At 57.7% G+C, this 16,745-nt stretch carries 14 protein-coding genes; 7 read left to right on the top strand and 7 right to left on the bottom strand.

Annotation, left to right across the window (positions count from 1 at the left end):
- Positions 1 to 692: 692 nt before the first annotated feature.
- Positions 693 to 2,213 (bottom strand): acetaldehyde dehydrogenase ExaC, encoded by a 1,521-nt coding sequence (exaC, locus tag AC6I8C_RS07710; protein ID WP_013357566.1) that lies wholly within the window; start codon positions 2,211 to 2,213, stop codon positions 693 to 695.
- 233 nt (positions 2,214 to 2,446) lie between these two features.
- On the opposite strand from exaC, the gene AC6I8C_RS07705 reads away from it, so the two are divergent.
- On the top strand, positions 2,447 to 3,010 hold the full coding sequence (locus tag AC6I8C_RS07705) for a class I SAM-dependent methyltransferase (RefSeq protein WP_135909155.1): 564 nt from the start codon (positions 2,447 to 2,449) through the stop codon (positions 3,008 to 3,010).
- On the opposite strand, the gene AC6I8C_RS07700 is transcribed toward AC6I8C_RS07705, so the two are convergent.
- The gene (locus tag AC6I8C_RS07700; RefSeq protein WP_497822080.1) at positions 2,998 to 3,723 is read right to left on the bottom strand and encodes a glutamine amidotransferase; all 726 of its coding nucleotides are present in this window, start codon (positions 3,721 to 3,723) and stop codon (positions 2,998 to 3,000) included. The genes AC6I8C_RS07705 and AC6I8C_RS07700 overlap by 13 nt on opposite strands.
- A 172-nt stretch (positions 3,724 to 3,895) precedes the next feature.
- On the opposite strand from AC6I8C_RS07700, the gene AC6I8C_RS07695 reads away from it, so the two are divergent.
- Both AC6I8C_RS07695 and AC6I8C_RS07690 read left to right on the top strand, forming a co-directional pair.
- Positions 3,896 to 4,780, top strand: coding sequence for a DMT family transporter (locus tag AC6I8C_RS07695; RefSeq protein WP_013357563.1), 885 nt, complete (start codon positions 3,896 to 3,898; stop codon positions 4,778 to 4,780).
- A 46-nt stretch (positions 4,781 to 4,826) separates the two neighbouring features.
- The gene (locus AC6I8C_RS07690) at positions 4,827 to 6,206 is read left to right on the top strand and encodes a CoA transferase (protein WP_497822079.1); all 1,380 of its coding nucleotides are present in this window, start codon (positions 4,827 to 4,829) and stop codon (positions 6,204 to 6,206) included.
- Position 6,207: 1 nt separating this feature from the next.
- On the opposite strand, the gene AC6I8C_RS07685 is transcribed toward AC6I8C_RS07690, so the two are convergent.
- Genes AC6I8C_RS07685 through ghrA form a run of 3 tightly spaced genes read right to left on the bottom strand, consistent with a single transcriptional unit; the run spans position 6,208 to position 8,521 of the window.
- Complete coding sequence (locus tag AC6I8C_RS07685; protein ID WP_497822078.1) at positions 6,208 to 6,774, bottom strand: TorD/DmsD family molecular chaperone; 567 nt, start codon at positions 6,772 to 6,774, stop codon at positions 6,208 to 6,210.
- A gap of 28 nt (positions 6,775 to 6,802) precedes the next feature.
- Complete coding sequence (locus AC6I8C_RS07680; RefSeq protein WP_497822077.1) at positions 6,803 to 7,540, bottom strand: phosphatase; 738 nt, start codon at positions 7,538 to 7,540, stop codon at positions 6,803 to 6,805.
- A gap of 39 nt (positions 7,541 to 7,579) precedes the next feature.
- Positions 7,580 to 8,521 carry a glyoxylate/hydroxypyruvate reductase GhrA gene (ghrA, locus tag AC6I8C_RS07675; protein WP_497822076.1) on the bottom strand — a complete coding sequence of 314 codons (942 nt, stop codon included), beginning with the start codon at positions 8,519 to 8,521 and terminating at the stop codon, positions 7,580 to 7,582.
- A 210-nt stretch (positions 8,522 to 8,731) separates the two neighbouring features.
- Between ghrA and treA the strand changes: the two genes are divergently transcribed.
- Positions 8,732 to 10,417, top strand: coding sequence for an alpha,alpha-trehalase TreA (gene treA / locus AC6I8C_RS07670; RefSeq protein WP_497822075.1), 1,686 nt, complete (start codon positions 8,732 to 8,734; stop codon positions 10,415 to 10,417).
- A 191-nt stretch (positions 10,418 to 10,608) separates the two neighbouring features.
- On the top strand, positions 10,609 to 12,708 hold the full coding sequence (locus AC6I8C_RS07665; protein WP_497822074.1) for a TonB-dependent siderophore receptor: 2,100 nt from the start codon (positions 10,609 to 10,611) through the stop codon (positions 12,706 to 12,708).
- 66 nt (positions 12,709 to 12,774) lie between these two features.
- Here the strand turns inward: AC6I8C_RS07665 and AC6I8C_RS07660 are convergent, their stop codons facing one another.
- Positions 12,775 to 13,023, bottom strand: coding sequence for a GlsB/YeaQ/YmgE family stress response membrane protein (locus AC6I8C_RS07660; protein ID WP_013357556.1), 249 nt, complete (start codon positions 13,021 to 13,023; stop codon positions 12,775 to 12,777).
- Between the two features lie 209 nt (positions 13,024 to 13,232).
- On the opposite strand from AC6I8C_RS07660, the gene AC6I8C_RS07655 reads away from it, so the two are divergent.
- Positions 13,233 to 13,967, top strand: a complete 735-nt coding sequence (locus AC6I8C_RS07655; protein ID WP_497822073.1) for a flagellar brake protein — start codon at positions 13,233 to 13,235, stop codon at positions 13,965 to 13,967.
- A 96-nt stretch (positions 13,968 to 14,063) separates the two neighbouring features.
- Positions 14,064 to 15,194, top strand: coding sequence for a mechanosensitive ion channel family protein (locus AC6I8C_RS07650; protein WP_497822072.1), 1,131 nt, complete (start codon positions 14,064 to 14,066; stop codon positions 15,192 to 15,194).
- A 63-nt stretch (positions 15,195 to 15,257) separates the two neighbouring features.
- Here AC6I8C_RS07650 and AC6I8C_RS07645 read toward each other — a convergent pair whose 3' ends face one another.
- Positions 15,258 to 16,745, bottom strand: coding sequence for an FGGY family carbohydrate kinase (locus AC6I8C_RS07645; RefSeq protein ID WP_497822071.1), 1,488 nt, complete (start codon positions 16,743 to 16,745; stop codon positions 15,258 to 15,260).

Here is a 16,745-nt window from a genome sequence, read left to right as displayed (position 1 = left end):
AAGAAATGACACATTACGCTCGAATAATTTTCATTATATTGGTTTATTTTCAATACTTTATAACTTTAGCGAAATTTCATAGCTACCGCACGAGTCAGGTAGATCCTGCCCGTGGGTCTGAAATTACAATCCATGTGTAAATATTAGCTGCGAGTTTACAGAAGATTGACAAAATTTCAACGGCCCGCTTTCAGAAGAATTTACTTAAGTAAAGTTTAACTAATTAAGTTAATACAAATAGGTGTTACTTTTTAGCATGTAGTTAGGACTAATCTTAACAACATACGAAAATATGAAGTTTTTTTGCACATAAATAAGTTTGTTCTGAGAATGGCATTAAAAGAACTCATGTTTTAAATGGTTCTGATTTAAGCCAAATCAAAAGAAGTTCATATCGTGCAGGCAGCCATACTCAGCGCTTTTTCGTCAGTCAGCAGCGCGATAAATGCCTTATTATCAGATGGTTAAGCAGCCATGCGCCTGGCGTGGCGCAGACAGAGAAGGGATAGCGATTAAGACGCAATAAGCGAAGCGTGAACCCTGGCAGGCTCGCTTTAAGAACAGACTGATTAATTGTGCTTTACCGGCTCGCTTAGTCAGCAGCTCACAGCCCCGACAGAGCATAAAAAAACCACGCCGTAGCGTGGTTTAGCGATAGAGCGTGCCGCATTAAGCCGGCACGACTGAGACCATCAGAAGAAGCCCAGCGGCTCAATACTGTAGCTGACCAGCAGGTTTTTCGTCTGCTGATAGTGATCGAGCATCATTTTATGGGTTTCACGCCCGATGCCCGACTTCTTGTAGCCGCCAAAGGCAGCGTGCGCCGGATAGAGGTGATAACAGTTTGTCCAGACGCGCCCTGCTTTGATCGCCCTGCCCACCCGATAGGCACGGTTGATATCGCGGGTCCAGACGCCGGCACCCAGCCCATAAATCGAGTCGTTGGCGATGCTGATCGCTTCCGCCTCATCTTTAAAGGTGGTGATGCCGATCACCGGGCCAAAGATCTCCTCCTGGAACACCCGCATGCTGTTGTTACCTTTCAGCAGGGTTGGCTGGATGTAGTAACCGCTGTTGAGTGAGTCATCCAGCTTCTCTACGCCACCGCCTACCAGCACTTCTGCACCCTCCTGCCGTGCCACCTCAAGATAAGAGAGGATTTTATCGAACTGCTGCTGTGACGCCTGCGCGCCTACCATGGTATCGGTGTCGAGCGGGTCACCGCGTTTGATGGTTTTCACCCGCTTCATCACCGCCGCCATAAACGGCTCGTAAATCGACTCCTGCACCAGCGCACGCGATGGACAGGTGCAGACTTCACCCTGATTCAGGAAGCCCAGCACCACGCCTTCGGCCGCTTTCTCAATAAAGCTCTCCTCCGCCTGCATGATGTCTTCAAAGAAGATGTTCGGTGACTTGCCACCCAGTTCGACCGTCGAGGGGATCAGACTTTTGGCGGCCAGCTCCAGAATGTGCCCGCCGGTGGCGGTAGAGCCGGTAAAGGCGACCTTGGCGATACCGGAGTGGGACGCCAGCGCTTCACCCGCCTCTTTACCAAAGCCGTGCACCACATTCAGCACGCCCGGCGGCAGCAAGTCTTTAATCAGATCGACAAAGATTGTGATCGACAGCGGCGTCTGTTCAGCCGGTTTCAGCACCACGCAGTTCCCTGCGCCCAGCGCCGGAGCCAGTTTCCAGGCCGCCATCAACAGCGGGAAGTTCCACGGGATAATCTGCGCCACCACGCCCAGCGGCTCATGGAAATGGTAGGCAGCGGTGAACTCATCAATCTCTGCCGCGCTGCCCTCCTGCGCCCGGACACAACCGGCAAAGTAGCGGAAGTGATCGACCGCCAGCGGCATATCGGCCGCCAGCGTTTCGCGCACCGGTTTACCGTTATCCCAGGTTTCATAGACCGCCATGGTCTCCAGATGCTGTTCCAGCCGATCGGCAATTTTCAGTAGCAGCAGCGCGCGTTGTTGCGGTGAGGTTTTGCCCCATGCATCCGCTGCCGCGGCTGCGGCAGCCACCGCGTTATCCACATCGGCTGCATCTGAGCGCGGAAACTCACCGGCCGCCGAGCCGTTTACCGGCGAGGTGTTAGTAAAGTAGTTACCCTTCACCGGCGCGACGAATTCACCATTAATGAAGTTGCCATACTTCTTCTGTAGCGTAATCAGAGAACCCTGTTCTCCGGGGGCAGCGTAACGCATGATCATTCTCCTGACAGGTGACTGACGTAACAATGATGAAACTTATTATTAACATGAAGGATCATTGTGAGCCTGTCAGGTCTGTTAACCGGAAACTGTGACCGCTCCGAAGGAATAGGCGTTTACGCTGCGCTTAGAGAAAATTCCGACTTTTACCCGAAAGCATAGTCAGAGAGAAACTTGTGCGGCACAAAGGGGGTCAACCTGAGAATGAATTCATTCCGGAGATAAGCATGCTGGCTTCAGCTTTTACCCAGATGCGCGCTAAAGCCAATTTCGTGCATCAGTTTATCCGCAATCCGCGCAAGATGGGCAGCATTACCCCCTCGTCAGAGGCGTTGTGCCGGACGATGATTACGTCGGTGAAATGGCCTGAAGTGTCGCGCATAGCGGAACTTGGCGCGGGTGATGGCGTACTGACCCGACAGATACTGGCACAGATGGCACCCGACGCCACGCTGGATGCCTTTGAAATCTGCACTACGCTGGCAGACAAGCTAACCGCACTGGAGGACCCGCGCATGACCGTGCGTACCTGTTCTGCGGAGTATCTGAACGGCAACTATGACGTGATCTTCTCCGGCCTGCCGCTGCTCTCATTACCGCCCGAACTGCGTGAAGCCATTCTGCGAGCGGTCTATAACGCCCTTGGTCCGGACGGCGTTTTTGTGCAGTTCCAGTACACCTCGCTGACCCAGCCCGATCTGTCGCGTTACTTCACCTGGGAGCGCCAGCGGGTGCTGAAAAACGTGCCACCCGCGTGGGTCTATCGCTGCACGCGTCACTACGCGCCCTGAGCACGCTCCACTGCCGGGCGCGTCTGTTGCCAGAACGTCACCAGCAACTCGCGCGCCCAGTCTTTGCCCTCAATCTCGTTGGCCCCATCCTCTGTGCAGCCTGGCGGCGTACAGACACTCATAATGTGCCGTGAAAATTCGGGATGGAACTGTACCGAGAGTGCCTGCGGTGAATAACGCACAATCTGACAGCCATCGCGCGCAGAAGCGGCCAGCACCTGCGCCCCGGACGGCGCGCTGACGACCGACTGACGATGCGACAGCCAGACGCTGAAGTCGGCGGGCAGCTTCTGCAGCAGCGGGTCGCACTGGGCCTGATCAGAGCAGCGAATGGGTAACAGACCGCGTTCCCAGCCGTTGGGATTGTCTGCCACTTCACCGCCCAGCGCATAGGCCATCAGCTGATGGCCGTAACAGACACCGAGCAGCGGCAGGCCCTGATCAATCGCCGCTCTGACCCAGGCGGCGCTGCGCTCACTCCAGTCGGCGTGATCGGTGACCATCGCCCATGAACCGCTGAGGATCGCGCCGGAAATCTGATCAAAATCGGGTAAGGCTTCGCCCAGATGAGGCCGCACAATCAGGTACTCATCGGGTTGCAGATTCAGTGCATCAATAAACCAGCGCGGCTGTTCACCAATCTCTGAAACGACGTTTGCGGGTGGGACTTCAAGCTGAATCAACGCAAGGGGTAAGGCGGACGTATAGGTCATACCGAATCGGTTCCTTTAAGAAGTCGTTTCAAATCAGTCTGCCAGCATGACGCCCGAAAGTCTCATCGGGCTGCACCGCAATTGCAGAAAATTTCTTACTGCGATTGGCTGGAGTGCCGCAGTTCGTGCCATCATTAGCGGGCTAAGCAAAAATCATCGAAAGGATATTATCGTGGCTGTGCGGCATTTTTTTCTGATTCTGATGGTGGTTTCTATCTGGGCCTTCAACAACGTGGCGGTGAAATGGGGGCTGCTGGAGCTGCCGCCGCTGTTTCTGACGTTTATGCGCTTTGTGGTCGTCGCCATCGTGCTGGTGCCGTTCTGCCGTATTAACCGTCAGCAGTTGCCCTGGCTGCTGTTGCTGGCTTTTACCTTCGGTTTTATGCACTTCTCGCTGCTGTTTGTCGGCCTGCGTTACACCGATGCCGGTACCGGCGCGATTGTGGTGCAGCTGGGCACACCGATTGCGATGTTGCTGGCGATGGTGGTACTGAAAGAGAAGCTGAAGCTGGTGCAGCTGCTGGGCATTATGATTTCTCTGAGCGGCGTGGTGGTGCTCTCTGGCAGTCCGACGATTCCCTCGTGGTGGGTGCTCTGTCTGCTGTTGTGCAGCGCTACCGGCTGGGCCGTCAGTAACCTGATAGTGAAAAAGTCACCGCCGATTAAACCGCTGACCATGACCGGCTGGATTGCGTTTCTGGCGATTCCCATCGTCGGCGGCTCCAGTCTGGTGATGGAATCCCATCAGCTCTATGCGCTGCAGCATGCGGGCTGGCGCGGCTGGTTCGCCATACTTTACAGCGCCATCGCCTCGTCGATTGTGGCCTATACGCTGTGGTATATGCTGCTGAAGAAATATAACGTCAATCTGATCATGCCCTACTCGCTGCTGACGCCGGTTTTATCGGTGGTGATGGGGATTATCGTGCTGGGTGACAGCCTCAACAGCTTCAAGATTATCGGGGCCTCGCTGGTGATTCTGGGCACGGCTATCGCGGTACTCAACCTGCGTAACCTGCGGATGCATGCGCGCTTCCCGCGCCTGCGGCGGCGTTAATCCTGCGTGCTATGCTTGAGAAATCTCCCCTCTCAGGAAGCACAATATGGACTCACAGCTCGCCGCCGCGCTCTGGCAGCAGATGCAGCAGGGATTGCGGGGTCGCGACGACGCCTTGCCTCTTCCTGCCTTCCTTGATCGCGCCACCTTCGCTTCTGCTTTTGCCGTCAGTGAACTGGCGGCCATCAGCATCGGTCTGGCAACCCAGGCTACCGCCGCACTGATTGCCGCCTCCCACCCTGAATATCCCTCTCCGCCCGTTGCCGTCAATGTGCGCCTGGCGTCGCGCTGGTTTCAGCAGAGCTTTATCCCGCTGAACCGTGCTGCGCCCGCGATGTGGGATGCGTTTGCCGGTGACTATCGCAGCCGTGATGGCTGGATCCGCCTGCACACCAACGCCACGCATCACCGGCTGGCGATGGAACAGGTGCTGGGCGCGCACGCCGATCGCGCGGCGCTGGCACAGCAGGTGCAACAGTGGCAGGCCAATGAACTGGAGCAGGCGATTATTGATGCCGGTGGCTGCGCCGCTGAAATGCGCAGCGCCGCCGCCTGGCAGCTGCATCCCCAGGGCCAGGCCGTGCAGCATGAGCCGCTGTTTAGCTGGAAAACAACACTCGCGGCACCAGCTCCGGCGTGGCCGCTGGCCGAAGCGCGCCCATTACTGGGTATCAGGGTACTGGATCTGACATGGATTATTGCCGGGCCGGTCGCCACGCGGTTTCTGGCCAGCCTGGGGGCCAGTGTGCTGCGCATCGATCCGCCAGGCTGGCAGGAGCCGACGCTGGATGAGGAGATGAGCTGCGGCAAACGTCGTGCGGTGCTCGACCTGACGCAGCCCGCCGATCGCGATCAGTTTATCCGCCTGCTACGTGAGGCGGACGTGCTGGTGCATGGCTACCGGGCGGATGCGCTGGAACGGCTGGGGTTTGATGCGGAGACGCTTCAGTCACTCTCGCCCGGTCTGGTTGATGCCGGTCTGAATGCCTGGGGCTGGCAGGGGCCGTGGCGCAACCGCCGGGGTTTTGACAGTCTGGTGCAGATGGGATGCGGCATTGCTGAACGCGGCATGCAGTGGCAGCAGAGCGACAAACCGGTTCCGCTGCCGGTACAGGCGCTGGACCATGCCACCGGCTATCTGCTGGCGGCGGCGGTGCTGGAGGGATTGCGGCGACGCGTGACGCAAGGAGTTGGCAGCCAGGTGCGGCTGTCACTGGCACGCACCGCGTGGCTGTTGCAGCAACATCCCACCGGGCAGTGCGCGGGTTCCGGCATTACGCCGCAGGTTAAGGATAACCTGCCCTGTTACGAGTTAACGCCATGGGGGCTTGGGGTCAGGCTCAGGGCAGCCGCATGGCTACCCGGCACCCCGCAGCTTTGCGCAACACCAGGCTATGCGCCGGGTTCACACCCGGCGAGGTGGTAAATCAGGCGTCTGGCGCTTCTTCGCTGCTCTCGAGCAGTTCGTTGTACATCGCCTGAATCGCTTCCCGGCTCAGCATCGCCAGCGTGCGATAGAACGCCGTGGTTGCATGCGCTTCCACTTTGCCCAGGAACGTTCCGCACCACGGCAGCAGGAACTCCTCAAACAGCGCCAGCTGCGCCGCGCTCTCATCTTCCGCTGACTGATCTTCCAGCCATGACGCGGCCAGCAGCAGCACACCAAAATGGTCAGCAGGCGCATCGCTCAGCGGCATGCCGCGTGAGGTCAGGAACGCACGCACTTCCGGCTCCGTTTTGCCTTCCGGCCACTGTGAGGCGTAAGGCGGCACATTACAGTCGCTGCCGACAAACAGCGCATTGTAATCGGCGGCCAGCGCCTGCGGATCGCTGTTTTGCTGCAGGCGCGTCAGCAGCTCATCCTGCTCCAGCGGCCACTGCGACTGCAGTTTACCTTCACGCAGCAGCGTGAACAGCGGCACCAGCAGCGGGTCCTGCGGCTGACGATTAAACAGTGAGCCGATCACACGGCACAGAATGGAAAACTCATTCATGAGTCAGATTTCCTTGAGGCAAAATAAATTAAAAGTCAGCCAGTTCAGCAATATGTTTGCCGCTACGCATTTCCAGAAAGTCGAGCAGGCGACGCGGCGTGACATTTAACACCCGATCCTCAGGAAAATCCACCTCACGGGCAATCCGCAGGCAGTGATCGAAATGGCCCAGCGTAAACGCGGTGTGGGAATCGGAGCCGAATGCCAGCCGTCCACCCGCATCACGCACGGCAGCGGCGATAGCGCGGCAGTTAGGTTCACTACCCGGACGCGAGTGGGTAAATGAGGAGTTGTTCAGCTCCAGCGCCACGTCGTAGTGCGCTGCGGCCTCGGCAATCGCCGGGATATCGACCGGGAATTTCGGGTTGCCCGGATGGCTGATGATATGAACCAGCCCGCCCGCCATGACAGCGATCATCGCGTCTGTGTGATGCTTTCTGTCGCGCGGCGCATAAACCGGCTCGTGAAAACCGGCGACGATTAAATCCAGCGCATCGAGCATCGGGCCGGAACAGTCGATCTCACCCTGCTGGTTTTTAATGTTGGCTTCGATACCGCGCAGAATCCCCACGCCATCGATCACGCGCGGCCAGACCCGCATATTAATAAAGTGCCAGTAGTGCGGCGCATCAGCCATGTCGGGGCCGTGGTCGGTAATGGCAAACAGCTTCATGCCGGTTTGTTTCGCCTGGGTCACGTAGTCGTGCAGCGTGCTATAAGCATGCGTGCTGGCGATGGTGTGCATATGCAGATCTACCGGATACATCCTCTTCTCCTGCTGAGTGCCCCTGCCGGGGCCGGTTCATTAATAGCCGCGCTGACGGTCAACTCTGCCCTGCGGCGGCTCGCCTGCCTGATCCTGGGTGATGGCGCGGGCGATGTAATCGATAGCTTCGTCGATCAAGGTTACCGCCGCATTATGAGGCGTGATCGTGACGCGCGGATGTGACCAGAGCGGATGCGCTTCGGGCAGCGGTTCAACCTGAAACACATCCAGCGCCGCCGCTTTCAGCTGACCGCTATTGAGCGCGGCCAGCAGATCCGCTTCCACCACCTGTGCGCCACGCGCGATGTTGAGGAAGAACGCGCCGTGCGGCAGCTGCTGTAAAAAGTGCTGGTCGATGAGATTGATCGTCTCGTGCGTGCTCGGCAGCAGGTTGATCACCACACGCGTCTCCTGCAGGAAGGCGGACAAGGCATCGCGTCCGGCAAAGCTGGTCACGCCGTCGATTTCTTTGGGTGAGCGGCTCCAGACGCGTAACGGGAACCCCCAGTGCTTCAGGCTCTCCGCCACGCTCTGTCCCAGCACGCCCGCGCCCAGAATCCCGACGGTAAAGCTTTCACGCGGGTAAGCAGGCAGCGGCTGCCAGCACTGTTGCTGCTGCTGAAGACGGTAGTCGTCAAAACGACGGAACCAGTTCAGTACGCTATGGACGGCATATTCCTGCATCTGGCGCGCCATCCCGGTATCTTCCAGCCGGTAGAGCGGCACGCTGTCGGGCAGCATCTCAGGGTGCTGCTGCAGCTGTTTCAGAATCTCGTCAACGCCTGCACCCAGCGCAAAGACGCCGCGCAGTGTGGCACGCCCCTGCAGCATCTCTGCGGGGGGTGAACGGACCAGCGCATAATCTGCTGGTCCGTTGTCGCCTGGCTGCCAGGCACGCACGCGCGCATGTGGCAGACGCTGTTGTAAACCGTTAATCCATGCCGCTGCAGACTGCGACGGGTGATACCAGATGATCTCCATCCTGCTCTCCTTTTTTTCTTTCAGCGTCGGGGAAAAGTGAGGTGAGAGCAAGAAAAAACCCGCGTGAAAAAGCGGTTTTTTCCATAAAAATAATTCCCGTGGCTTCACATTTCCGGCTCGCTTCAGGGTGAAGTGGGCAGATAAGGTCTAAAGTTGGTCCTGTGGTCAATGCGTTACGCGCGGCCGCATTTCGGACAAGGAGAAAAACCGATGACAAAAATTGAGGTAAACGCCGACTCACGGCGTCAGCGTTATGCGCCCTTTCTGCTCACGTTGCTGCTGAGCGTACCTGCTTTCACCGCCCATGCCGACGACAACAGCCGCATGCTGAATAATCAGCCGCAGCCGCCGGATGTTCGTTTAGGGCCGCTGTTTAATGCCGTGCAGCAGGCGAAGTTCTATCCCGATCAGAAGACCTTTGCCGATGCGGTGCCGAAATTTGATCCCGCTTCGATTCTTGCCGACTGGCAGATGCAGAAGAAACAGCGCAATTTCGATCTCAAACGTTTTGTTGACGCTAACTTTACCCTGCCCGATGCGGGCGACAAATATGTGCCGCCCGCCGGACAAAACCTGCGTGAGCACATTGATGGCCTGTGGCCGGTGCTGACGCGCACCACCAGCAGCGCCGGTCAGTATGACTCGCTGCTGCCGTTGCCTAAGCCCTATGTGGTGCCGGGCGGGCGTTTCCGCGAAGTCTATTACTGGGACAGCTACTTCACCATGCTGGGGCTGGCCGAGAGCGGACACTGGGATAAAGTCCAGGATATGACGGATAACTTCGCCTCGCTGCTTGACCGTTATGGCCACATCCCCAACGGCAACCGCAGCTACTACCTGAGCCGTTCACAGCCGCCGTTCTTCAGCCTGATGGTCGACCTGCTGGCGACGCACGATGACGGCAAAGCTTATACCCACTACCTGCCGCAGCTGCAGAAAGAGTATGACTACTGGATGGCCGACAGCGATAACGTCGCGGCGGGCGCAGCCAGCAAGCGGGTGATTAAGCTGGCAGATGGCACCCTGCTCAACCGCTACTGGGATGCGCGCGATGTACCACGCACCGAATCCTGGATGGATGATATTGCCACCGCGCAGAAAGCACCGCAGCGCAATAAAGCTGAACTCTATCGCGATCTGCGTTCCGGTGCCGCATCGGGCTGGGATTTCAGCTCACGCTGGTTTACCGACGCGCACAACCTGTCGACGATCCGTACCACCCAATTGGCGCCGGTTGACCTGAACAGCCTGCTGTTCCATCTGGAGCAGACCCTGTCAAAAGGCTACCAGATGAACAAGCAGAGCGATCTGGCGAAGCAGTACGCCGATCGCGCGGAGAAGCGCCAGGCGGCGATCAACCGCTATCTGTGGGACAGTAAACAGAACTGGTATGCCGACTATGACTGGCAGAAAAAGCAGGTTCATCCGCAGCTGACGGCTGCCGCGCTGTTCCCGCTCTATCTGCAGGTCGCCAGTGATAAGCAGGCTGAAAGCACTGCCAGCGCAGTTGAAAAGCAGCTGCTCAAACCCGGCGGTCTGGTGACCACTACCGTGAACAACGGCCAGCAGTGGGATGCACCAAATGGCTGGGCACCGCTGCAGTGGGTTGCCGTGGAAGGCCTGGAGCATTACAACCAGCCAAAACTGGCGAAAGAGGTAGGCTTACGCTTCCTGCAAAACGTCCAGACAACCTATGACCGTGAGCATAAGCTGGTGGAGAAATATGTCGTCGACGGCAAAAATCTCGGCGGCGGTGGCGGCGGTGAGTATCCGCTGCAGGACGGCTTTGGCTGGACCAACGGCGTCACGCTGAAACTGCTCGATAAGTATTGCCCGAAAGAGAAGACCTGTAACAGCGCCCACGATATTCCGCCGGCGTCAGCCTCACAACCTTAACCCTCTTTGGATACCTCTGGCCTCACCGGAGGTATCCGCACGCCTTTTCAGCGAATTTTACTTGACCTTCTTACGTCAACAGGCAAAATTGCAGCCAATTTACAAAAGGTAATAATTCTCATTATGATAATGAGATTACCTATTAACAACTTTACTCACCTGCCTTAATTTTTGCTATGAAAGGAACTCCGATGAAACTGTCACTGTCGCTGAGAGGGTATATTCGCCTCTGCACCCTGGCGCTGACCGCGCCTGCTCTGAGTTTCGCTGCCGATATGGTGGTGACTGCACAACCGCAGGAAGACTCGACTTCACCGACCCAGGGCTATCTGGCGACGACCAGCCAGGGCGCAACCAAAAGCGATCGTTCGCTGATCACCACGCCGCAGTCGATATCCGTGGTCACCCGCCAGCAGATGCAGGATCAGGGCGCGCTGACCCTGAACCAGGCACTCGGCTACAGCTCCGGTGTCTTCACCAACTTTGGCGGTGCCGCGACCCGTTACGACACCATTGCGCTGCGCGGTTTCCACGGCGGCGATGTCGATAACACCTTCCTCGACGGCATGCGGGTGATGAGCGACGGCGGCAGTTTCAACGTATTGCAGGTCGATAACGCCTTCCTTGAGCGCATCGACGTCATCAAAGGCCCCTCTTCTGCCCTTTATGGTCAGACGGTGCCAGGCGGCCTGGTCAATATGGTGACCAAACGTCCGCAGTTCAGCGAAGAGGGTCACATCCAGCTGCAGGCAGGCAGTAATGCCACCACCGGCACGATGTTTGACTATACCAATGCGATCAACGACCAGTGGGCATTTCGCCTGACCGGCGTGACCCGCAACAGCGATACGCAGTACGATCACACCCGCGAAGAGAAATATGCGCTGATGCCGCAACTGATGTGGCAGCCGGATGAAGATACCTATCTGATCCTGAAAGCCTATCTGCAGAAAGATCCTTCAGGCGGTTACCACGGTTCCGTACCGGGCGACGGCAGCCTCACCGAACACAACGGCTATAAGCTGAGCAATGGCTTTTATGAGGGCAATAGCGACCTCGATCAGTTCAAGCGTCGCGAGCAGATCTACAGCTTCGACTTCGCCCATCGCTTTAACGACGTCTGGTCATTCTCCTCAACCGGCAGCTACAGCCACTCCAATGTCGATCTCGATCAGGTCTATCAGATTGGCTGGGACAGCGTGAATCCCGATCTGCTGAACCGCTACTACTCTGGCGAGCGTTCGTCGCTCTCCGCCTGGTCCACTGATAACCGTTTACAGGCGGAGTTTGCCACGGGTGAGCTGGAGCACCGCGTCACGCTGGGTGCCGAGTATCATCGCTATAAAAATGAGATCAGCGCGGCGGGCGGTTCGGCTAACCAGCTCAATGCCCTGACCGGCGAACAGGTGGGCGACATGCCGGATTACACCTGGGCGGATAAAACCCGTCGCTACTACCAGACCGGCCTCTATCTGCAGGATGAGATGAAGCTGGATCGCTGGCATCTGGATCTCTCCGGCCGTTACGATCGCATCGTCGCCAATAACAGCGGCAGCGATCGCCGTCAGGATGATCACATCAGCGGACGCGCAGCACTACTCTATGCCTTCGACAACGGTATCTCACCTTACGTGAGCTGGAGCCAGGCGATTACTCCGACCGCGCTCACCGATCCCAACAATAATCTGCTGAAGCCGACCACCGCCGAGCAGTATGAAGCCGGGGTGAAATATCAGCCCAATGGCACCCGCGATCTCTATAGCGTGGCGGTCTATGACCTGACGCAGAAAGATGTGGCGAACCGCAACGTGCTGACAGCGACCTATTCGCCATCGGGCAAAGTTCACTCACAGGGTATCGAACTGGAAGCACGTAATCAGCTCACCCCGCGTCTGAGCACCGTGGCGAGCTATACGCTGAATCATCTGCGCTTTAAAGATTCGGTGGATGGCAACAGCGGACATACGCCATACGTTACTCCCAACAGCATGGCGGCGCTCTGGGGTCACTATCAGTTTGATTACGGTCTGAGTGCGGGTGCAGGCGTGCGTTACATTGGCAAACAGTGGGCGGACAATGCAAACACCACACGTGTGCCGTCCGTGACGCTGTTTGATGCGTCAGTGCGGGCCGATCTTGGCGTCTGGAACAGCAGCCTGAAAGGGGCCTGGGTTCAGGTCAACGCCAACAACCTGACCGATCGTACTTATGTGGCGGGCTGCTACGGCACGGGCTACTGCTACTGGGGTGCGGAACGCAGCGTGATGGCGACCGTTGGTTACGATTTCTGATTAAAAGTAAAAGATAAAAAAAGGGGACGAATCGCTTCGTCCCCTTTTCTGTTGAAACCGTTACGGTTAACTGCGTACTTTGCGGTATACGAACAGCACCACGATGGCACCGATAACAGCGACCACAAAGCTTCCGAAGTTAAACCCATCGACGCGGCCGAAGCCAAACAGCGTACTGATCCAGCCACCCACTACGGCACCGATAATACCCAGAACGATAGTCAGAATGAAACCGCCACCGTCTTTACCCGGCATAATCCACTTCGCCAGAATACCCGCGATTAAGCCAAAGACGATCCAGGAAATAATACCCATCTGTTGCTCCTTCCTTTTTATGATTAAAGCGTGAACGCCTGATTTATCAAGCGGTTTACCGCGATAATTATAGCCAGCTTTTTGAAAAACGCCTCACGGGTCACACTATTTTTTAAGAATTCACCGGCTAAAGCTTTTTTTTACCGCGCCGATAACCGGGATGAGGCAAAAAAACAGCATAAATACAGTAACCCCTTGCGGAGCAGGACGTGAAAGAAGCCGACCAGGAACAATATTTAAAACGTGGCACGCTGGCGGTTCTGGGCGTAATGAAAGATCTGCTGCGCCTGCAGACGCCGCTACTGGTGCGCTTCGCGCGCGGGCAGTTTATCAGCCGGATGCTGGCTGCCGATGAAGATCGCCTGCTGTTTGACCTGGGCAGTAATAATCTGGATAACGAGTATGCCCTGACCAGCGACGATCTCAGCATTACCGCTGAAACCTATGGCGCGAAGGTAGAGTTCAGCCTTGCCTCACTGGAGAGGGTGGAGTTTGAAGGATTGCCCGCCTTCAGCGCGCCGTTGCCGGAGCTGCTGTGGCAGATTCAGCGACGTGAGTTTTTCCGCGTCTGCGCGCCGCTGGAGCCGCAGTTCTGGTGTCATACCCTGTGGCCGGATGGCAGTAAAACACGCCTGCGGTTACAGGATCTGTCACTGGGCGGCATCGGCGTGCTGGTGGATGAACCGCTGCCGGAAGGGTTACAGAACGGCGACAGCTTCAATTCGTTCCGGGTCGAGCTGGGCGAGTATGGCATTTTTGACGTGCCGGTGAAGCTGCTGCACATTGGCGAGCGTTGCGTGGTGACCCGCAAGAATGAAACCCGCATTACCCCCCGACTGAGCTTTCGTTTTGCCACGCTGAACCCGGCGCAGGAGCGGCAACTTCAGCAGATTATTTTTGCCCTTGAGCGTCTGGCTCGCGATAAATCAACCCGTTTCCAGTAACCGCTTTATGGATGCGCCACACAGGTGGGCCGCATCCAGGCTATGCTTCTTGCTTGTTTTCTTTTAAACCGGAAACCAGCAAGGAGATCTTCCCCAATGGAAAACTGGCTCTCTTCACGTCGTTTTCACTCCCTCTTTTTTAATCAGGAACTCTGGCTCAACAGCGCCATCGTGGTGGTTTCTACGCTGGTGATTTACTGGGTATTACGTACCCTGATTCGCTTTATCTCCAACCGGATTGCGCTTTACAGCGAACATCGTCATGTCCGCGCGACCGCGATTCTGGTGGAGATACTGCGCAGCACCAGCCAGACCCTGCTGCTGATCTTTTCACTGCTGATTGCCCTGAAGTTTGTGGACCTGCCCGAATCCTGGAGCGTGACCATCGCACACGGCTGGTTCCTGGCGCTGATCGTACAGCTCGCGCTGTGGATCGACTGCGGCATCCGGCTCTGGCTGAAAAGCCTGCTGCGCGACCCGCTGCATGTGCGTAACCCTGTGACGACGGTGATCCTCGGGATTCTGCTGCGGGTCGTGGTCTGGATCATGATGTTCCTGGCTATTCTGTCGAACATGGGCATCAATATTACCGCACTGGTCGCCAGCCTGGGCGTCGGGGGGATCGCGATTGCGCTGGCGATTCAGACCGTGCTGAGCGATGTGTTTGCGTCGCTAGCGATAGGCTTCGATAAGCCGTTCGAGCATGGCGATTTTATTGTCTTTGGTGATATAGCCGGTTCCATTGAACATATCGGCCTGAAAACCACCCGGCTGCGCAGCCTGAGTGGTGAGCAGATCGTCTGCTCAAACACCATTCTGTTGCAGCAGACCATCCACAACTACAAGCGTATGCAGCAGCGCCGCATCGTGTTTAAGTTTGGCATCAGCTATGCCACGCCTTCTGAGCAGGTGCGCCAGATCAGCCCGCTGGTGAAAGAGATTATCCAGGGCGTTGAGACCACCCGTTTTGACCGCGCCCACTTCCTGGCTTTTGAGGACTCAAAGCTGACCTTTGAAGTGGTCTATTTTGTGCTGGATGCGGATTACAACAAGTACATGGATATTCAGCAGGAGATTAACCTGCAGCTCATGGCGGCTCTTGAAGAGCGTAACATCCGCTTCGCCTTCCCGATTCGTCAGGTTGAGTTCAGCGGGGGTAATCTGCCGCCGGTGGATCTGGTTTCCGTGGAAAGTGACGATGGCGAAGTACGCAGAATGGCGCGCTAAATCCATGCCCGCCTTTGGGAAGACGGGCATGGAAGCTGGGGCCGTTGGGACGCCGGGAAAGGATTAATGTGGCTGATAGCGACAGCGTGCAACGGCGTCGATCCAGCCTTTATAGTTTTCCTGCATACGCTGCGCGTGCTCTTCACGCGGCATAATGACGCTGCCGCCCTGCAGCGCCTGCATATCACTGCCCTGCTGCCACCATCCCAGTACTTTGCCCGCCAGCAGCGCCGCGCCCAGTGCGGAAACTTCGGCGGTCGGCACCCGCTGCAGCGGCCGCTGTAACACATCCGCCTGTAACTGCATCAGCCAGCTGTTTTCGGTGGCGCTGCCATCCACACAGAGGGCCGGGAGCTGCTGGCCGCTGGCCTGCTCCATCGCAAAAAAGACGTCGGCGATTTGCCAGACGATCGACTCCAGCGCGACACGCGCCAGTACGTCGGGCGTGGCGGCGTCCGTCAGTCCGCATACCATGCCGCGCGCCTGCAGATCCCACCAGGGCGCGCCCAAGCCGGAGAGCGCCGGGACAAAATAGATGCCCTGATTGTCGTCGCAGCGCTGCGCCATGGCGGTCAGCGCACGCGGATCCTGCACGCCGAGCAGTTTGCCCAGCCAGGCGGCACCGGAACCTGTGTGGGTGATGTTGCCTTCAAACGCATAACGCAGCGTGCCGTCGTGCCAGGCCACGGTCGTGCTGAGGCCATTTTCCGTGAGCAGCGGCGTCGCCATCGACATCATCAGTGAAGAGCCGGTGCCGTAGGTGGCTTTCACCACTTCTGACTCGCCGCGCCGCTGCGCCTGCAGCGCAGCATGGGAGTCACCGATGCGTGCCAGAATGGGCGTGCCGGGTGCTAAGCCGGGAATGTCACGCACCGCGACCACGCCCTGTTCGCTGGCGGAGGAGGTAATACGTGGCAGTGCGGCGCGCGGTAGCCGAAACAGCGTCAGCAGCTCGTCGTCCCAGTCATTAAGATGCAGGCTGTAAAGTTGAGTGCGGGCGGCGTTGGCGTGATCGGTAACGAATATCTCACCTGCGCTGAGCTGCCAGCTGAGCCAGCTGTCGACGGTGCCGATGCAAAGTTCACCGGCTGCGGCCCGCGCCGCGCCGTCGGGAATGGCGGCCAGCATCCCGGTCAGCTTGGCGGCCGGAAACATCGGATCAACGGCCAGCCCGGTCAGGCCGGTAATACGTGGCGCTTTGCCCGCCTGATGCAGATCGCGACAGAATGCCTCTGAGCGTCGATCCTGCCAGCTCACCAGTGGCGTCAGCGGCTGACCATCACGCCGCTGCCAGATCAGCACCGACTCGCGCTGATTGCTGATCGCCACGGCCGCGACAGGCGCGCCATCACAGGCTGACAGACACTGGATGATTGCCTGCTTTACCGCCTGCCAGACTGCCATAGGGTCCTGCTCCGCCAGTCCGGGCTGAGGATGTTGCAGGGTTAAACTCTGGCTGCCGCGCGCCACGACGCGGCCACTGCGATTAACCGCAATCGCCTTGGCGTTGGTGGTGCCTTCGTCGATCGCCAGAATCAGGGGTCCCACCAT

The organism is Pantoea sp. X-Soil-YNGN-844 (assembly GCF_059730595.1).
The sequence above is the reverse complement of the archived record's forward strand: the minus strand, read 5'-3'. Positions and strand labels throughout refer to the sequence as shown.

Coding starts and splice junctions, on each gene's coding strand:
- exaC (WP_013357566.1), bottom strand. CDS start 2,213: ATGCGTTACGCTGCCCCCGGAGAACAGGGTTCTCTGATTACGCTACAG.
- AC6I8C_RS07705 (WP_135909155.1), top strand. CDS start 2,447: ATGCTGGCTTCAGCTTTTACCCAGATGCGCGCTAAAGCCAATTTCGTG.
- AC6I8C_RS07700 (WP_497822080.1), bottom strand. CDS start 3,723: ATGACCTATACGTCCGCCTTACCCCTTGCGTTGATTCAGCTTGAAGTC.
- AC6I8C_RS07690 (WP_497822079.1), top strand. CDS start 4,827: ATGGACTCACAGCTCGCCGCCGCGCTCTGGCAGCAGATGCAGCAGGGA.
- AC6I8C_RS07685 (WP_497822078.1), bottom strand. CDS start 6,774: ATGAATGAGTTTTCCATTCTGTGCCGTGTGATCGGCTCACTGTTTAAT.
- AC6I8C_RS07680 (WP_497822077.1), bottom strand. CDS start 7,540: ATGTATCCGGTAGATCTGCATATGCACACCATCGCCAGCACGCATGCT.
- ghrA (WP_497822076.1), bottom strand. CDS start 8,521: ATGGAGATCATCTGGTATCACCCGTCGCAGTCTGCAGCGGCATGGATT.
- treA (WP_497822075.1), top strand. CDS start 8,732: ATGACAAAAATTGAGGTAAACGCCGACTCACGGCGTCAGCGTTATGCG.
- AC6I8C_RS07665 (WP_497822074.1), top strand. CDS start 10,609: ATGAAACTGTCACTGTCGCTGAGAGGGTATATTCGCCTCTGCACCCTG.
- AC6I8C_RS07660 (WP_013357556.1), bottom strand. CDS start 13,023: ATGGGTATTATTTCCTGGATCGTCTTTGGCTTAATCGCGGGTATTCTG.
- AC6I8C_RS07650 (WP_497822072.1), top strand. CDS start 14,064: ATGGAAAACTGGCTCTCTTCACGTCGTTTTCACTCCCTCTTTTTTAAT.
- AC6I8C_RS07645 (WP_497822071.1), bottom strand. CDS start 16,745: ATGGTGGGACCCCTGATTCTGGCGATCGACGAAGGCACCACCAACGCC.